Annotated in this window: 2 tRNA genes; both read left to right on the top strand. The window is 59.8% G+C overall.

What is annotated here, in order from left to right:
* Positions 1–97: 97 nt before the first annotated feature.
* Positions 98–173: transfer RNA gene (locus tag E5A76_RS03550), tRNA-Val, on the top strand.
* Positions 174–178: 5 nt separating this feature from the next.
* Positions 179–254 (top strand) — tRNA-Ala (locus E5A76_RS03545).

Below are 254 nucleotides of genomic sequence, written 5' to 3'. Positions count from 1 at the left end.
CGTTCGTCTAGAGGCCTAGGACACCGCCCTTTCACGGCGGTAACAGGGGTTCGACTCCCCTACGGGACGCCACTTCTTTCATCGGAAGTAAAACGATGGGCGATTAGCTCAGTTGGGAGAGCACCTCCCTTACAAGGAGGGGGTCACTGGTTCGAGCCCGGTATCGCCCACCATCGATGGGGTTATAGCTCAGCTGGGAGAGCGCCTGCCTTGCACGCAGGAGGTCTGCGGTTCGATCCCGCATAGCTCCACCA

It is taken from the genome of Photobacterium lucens (genome assembly GCF_009873615.1).
GTDB lineage: Bacteria > Pseudomonadota > Gammaproteobacteria > Enterobacterales > Vibrionaceae > Photobacterium > Photobacterium lucens.
The sequence above is the reverse complement of the archived record's forward strand: the minus strand, read 5'-3'. Positions and strand labels throughout refer to the sequence as shown.